The following is a 3,048-nucleotide window of genomic DNA, read 5'->3' on the forward strand; positions in this document are numbered from 1 at the left end:
GTTCCAACCAGGACGTGTCGCGGCGTGATCGGGTGCCCCGTTCCCGCATCGCTGCGGTGGCTGCACCATCCATTGGCCGGTGGCGCTCAGGACCAGGTCGCCGACCTCGGCCAGCATGTGTTGAGCGTACCGATCTTCCGGTCAGTCGGGTGGGCGCTGCGACGCCTCCCGGCTTCGCCGCGCTTGCGATCGCCGCGGCGGCCAGCGCCTCGGCGATGGGCAGGTCGCCGTTGTTGAATTCGATGGTTCGGCCAATCGTCGCGTTATCGCTCAACACGGCGGCCGCTACGAGTGCCACGTCTTCTCGGGAGACCTCATTGCCCGCGCCTACGGCGATCCGGCCGGTCGCCGGCTCGAGGGTCAGCCGGCCGGGCCCCAGCACTGTCCAATCGAGGCCACTTGCCCGAAGGTGGGCATCGGCGGCCGCTTTCGCTTCCGCATAGGCGAAGAACGGATTGTCCTTCGCAACACCGTGGTCCGGTCCCGCGCCGAAGTACGACACCATGACGAAGCGTCGCACGCCGGCCTGGCGGGCAGCATCGATCACCCGGATTGCGGCGTCGCGATCGACGGCGTAAGTGCGGGCCGGGTTGCCGCCACCGGCCCCGGCGGAGAACACCACTGCGTCGTGTCCGGCGAGCAGCTCGGCCAGCGCGTCGGTGTCCAGCGTCTCGATATCCGCGATGACCGGACCGGCACCCGTCGCCGCGACCTCCTCGGTGTGCTCAGGATTGCGGAAGACCGACGCCACCTCGTCGCCCCGCTCGGTCAAGATGCGGGCCAGGTGCAACGCGACCTTGCCGTGGCCGCCGATGACGACAATGCGCGACATGACCCTCGACGCTACCCGCCGGTAAGCACCCCCGCGGCGAGCCGTCCAACGGGTTGGTCAACAATCAAAGAACAACCGTCATGTCACTAGTGGTTTTTAAAAGGGAGAAGCCATGGCTGAAGCCGTAATCGTCGAGGCGGTGCGTTCACCGATCGGCAAGCGCAACGGTGGGCTGTCCGGCGTGCATGCCGCCGACCTGTCCGCCCAAGTCCTCAACGCTCTCGTGCAGAAGGCCGGCATCGACCCCGCGCTCGTCGACGACGTGATTTGGGGTTGCGTCTCGCAGGCCGGTGAGCAGGCCATCGACATCGCCCGCACCGCGGCGCTGACCGCCGGCTGGCCGGAGACCGTCCCGGGTGTCACCGTCGACCGGCAGTGTGGGTCGAGCCAGCAGTCGATTCACTTCGCCGCGGCGGGCGTGGTCGCCGGCCACTACGACGTGGTGGTCGCTGGCGGGGTGGAGTCGATGTCGCGGACACCGATGGGGTCCTCACTGGCCAACGGTGGTCGGCCCTACTCGCAGGCCTTTCTGGACCGCTACCACGGCGCGATCCCCAACCAGGGCATCGGCGCGGAGATGATCGCCGAGCAGTGGGGATTCGACCGGACCACCGTCGACGAGTTCTCCCTCGGCTCACACGAAAAGGCTGCGGCCGCACAGGATTCCGGAGCCTTCGATGACCAGATCGTGGGCATCAAAGACCAGGACGGGAATGTGGTGCTCAAGGACGAGGGCATCCGGCGAGGCACGCCGATGGAGAAGATGGCTCAGCTCAAGCCCGCCTTCAAAGAAGATGGCGTGATTCACGCCGGAAACTCCAGTCAGATCTCCGACGGGTCGGCCGCGCTGCTGTTCATGTCGGCGGAGAAGGCAAAGTCGTTGAAACTCAATCCGATCGCGAAGGTGCACACCGCCACCCTGGCCGGCGCCGACCCGGTCATCATGCTGACGGCGCCGATCCCGGCCACCCAGAAAGCCCTGCAGCGCTCCGGCCTGAAGCTGGAGGACATCGGGGTTTACGAGGTCAACGAGGCGTTCGCGCCGGTGCCGCTGGCGTGGCTGAAGGACATCGGAGCTGACGAGAAGAAGCTGAACCCCAACGGCGGCGCGATCGCGCTCGGCCACCCGCTTGGCGGATCCGGCGCCCGAATCATGACCACGATGCTCTACCACATGCGGGACAAGGGAATTCGTTACGGTCTGCAGACCATGTGCGAGGGCGGTGGCCAGGCCAACGCCACCATCGTGGAGCTGCTGTGACCCAAACAGTGCCTGCGGCGCTATCCGAGCGGCGCGGCAATGTCCTGGTGATCACGATCAACCGGCCCGAGGCCCGCAACGCGGTCAACGGCGCGGTGAGTACCGCCGTCGGCGACGCGCTCGAGCAAGCCCAAAACGACGACGAAGTGCGGGCGGTCGTGATCACCGGTGCCGGTGACAAATCCTTTTGTGCCGGGGCAGATCTCAAGGCGATTTCGCGCCGCGAGAATCTGTACCATCCCGACCACGGGGAATGGGGCTTCGCCGGTTACGTCCACCACTTCATCGACAAGCCGACCATCGCGGCGGTCAACGGCACCGCGCTGGGCGGCGGTACCGAGCTGGCTCTGGCCAGCGATCTCGTGGTGGCCTGCGAAAGCGCGACATTCGGTCTGCCCGAGGTCAAGGTCGGGTTGTTTGCCGCTGCCGGCGGGGTGTTCCGGATCGTGCATCAGCTGCCGCGCAAGATTGCGCTCGAGATGGTGCTCACCGGTGAGCCGATCACCGCTGCCCAGGCCGCCAACTGGGGCCTGATCAACCAGGTTGTCCCGGACGGCACCGTGCTGGATGCCGCCCTCGCGCTGGCCGAGCGGGTCACCGTGAACGCGCCGTTGTCTGTGCAAGCCAGCAAGCGGATCGCATACGGCGCCGACGACGGCGTCATCCCGGACGAAGAACCCGGCTGGGCCCGCACCGCGCGCGAATTCGGCGTGGTGCTGAAATCCGAAGATGCCAAAGAGGGCCCGCTGGCGTTCGCCGAAAAGCGCGCGCCGGTCTGGAAGGCGCGCTAGCGCCAGCGCTATCGCTATCGCGCCAGTGTGTTCACCGCGCGGCCGAAGACGCCGGGAAGCATCGCGGCTGCCGGTACGACCGCGCGTCGGCCCACTTGCGGCGCAGTGGCCAGCACCAGCGCACGGGTGAGCAACCGGTAGTCGCGGGTGATGCGCCGCCACCC

At 67.3% G+C, this 3,048-nt stretch carries 2 protein-coding genes and 2 pseudogenes; 2 read left to right on the top strand and 2 right to left on the bottom strand.

The genetic code is table 11. The annotated features are described in order from the left end of the window. Window positions 1-199 precede the first annotated feature (199 nt). Window positions 200-832, bottom strand: a pseudogene (locus WBF82_RS05525) (SDR family oxidoreductase); the annotation flags it as partial. A 112-nt stretch (window positions 833-944) separates the two neighbouring features. Here WBF82_RS05525 and WBF82_RS05530 point away from each other — a divergent pair. Both WBF82_RS05530 and WBF82_RS05535 read left to right on the top strand, forming a co-directional pair. Then, window positions 945-2,093, top strand: coding sequence for a thiolase family protein (locus tag WBF82_RS05530; protein ID WP_424382079.1), 1,149 nt, complete (start codon window positions 945-947; stop codon window positions 2,091-2,093). Beyond that, window positions 2,090-2,884, top strand: coding sequence for a crotonase/enoyl-CoA hydratase family protein (locus tag WBF82_RS05535; RefSeq protein WP_424382080.1), 795 nt, complete (start codon window positions 2,090-2,092; stop codon window positions 2,882-2,884). Before WBF82_RS05530 ends, WBF82_RS05535 begins: the two co-directional genes overlap by 4 nt. A gap of 14 nt (window positions 2,885-2,898) precedes the next feature. On the opposite strand, the pseudogene WBF82_RS05540 reads toward WBF82_RS05535, so the two are convergent. Continuing rightward, window positions 2,899-3,048: pseudogene (locus WBF82_RS05540) on the bottom strand (monooxygenase); the annotation flags it as partial.

The organism is Mycobacterium sp. (assembly GCF_049673265.1).
Classification (GTDB): domain Bacteria; phylum Actinomycetota; class Actinomycetes; order Mycobacteriales; family Mycobacteriaceae; genus Mycobacterium.

Bases quoted from the DNA above. Each gene is read 5' to 3' on its own strand.
- WBF82_RS05530 (WP_424382079.1), top strand. From the start codon at position 945: ATGGCTGAAGCCGTAATCGTCGAGGCGGTGCGTTCACCGATCGGCAAG.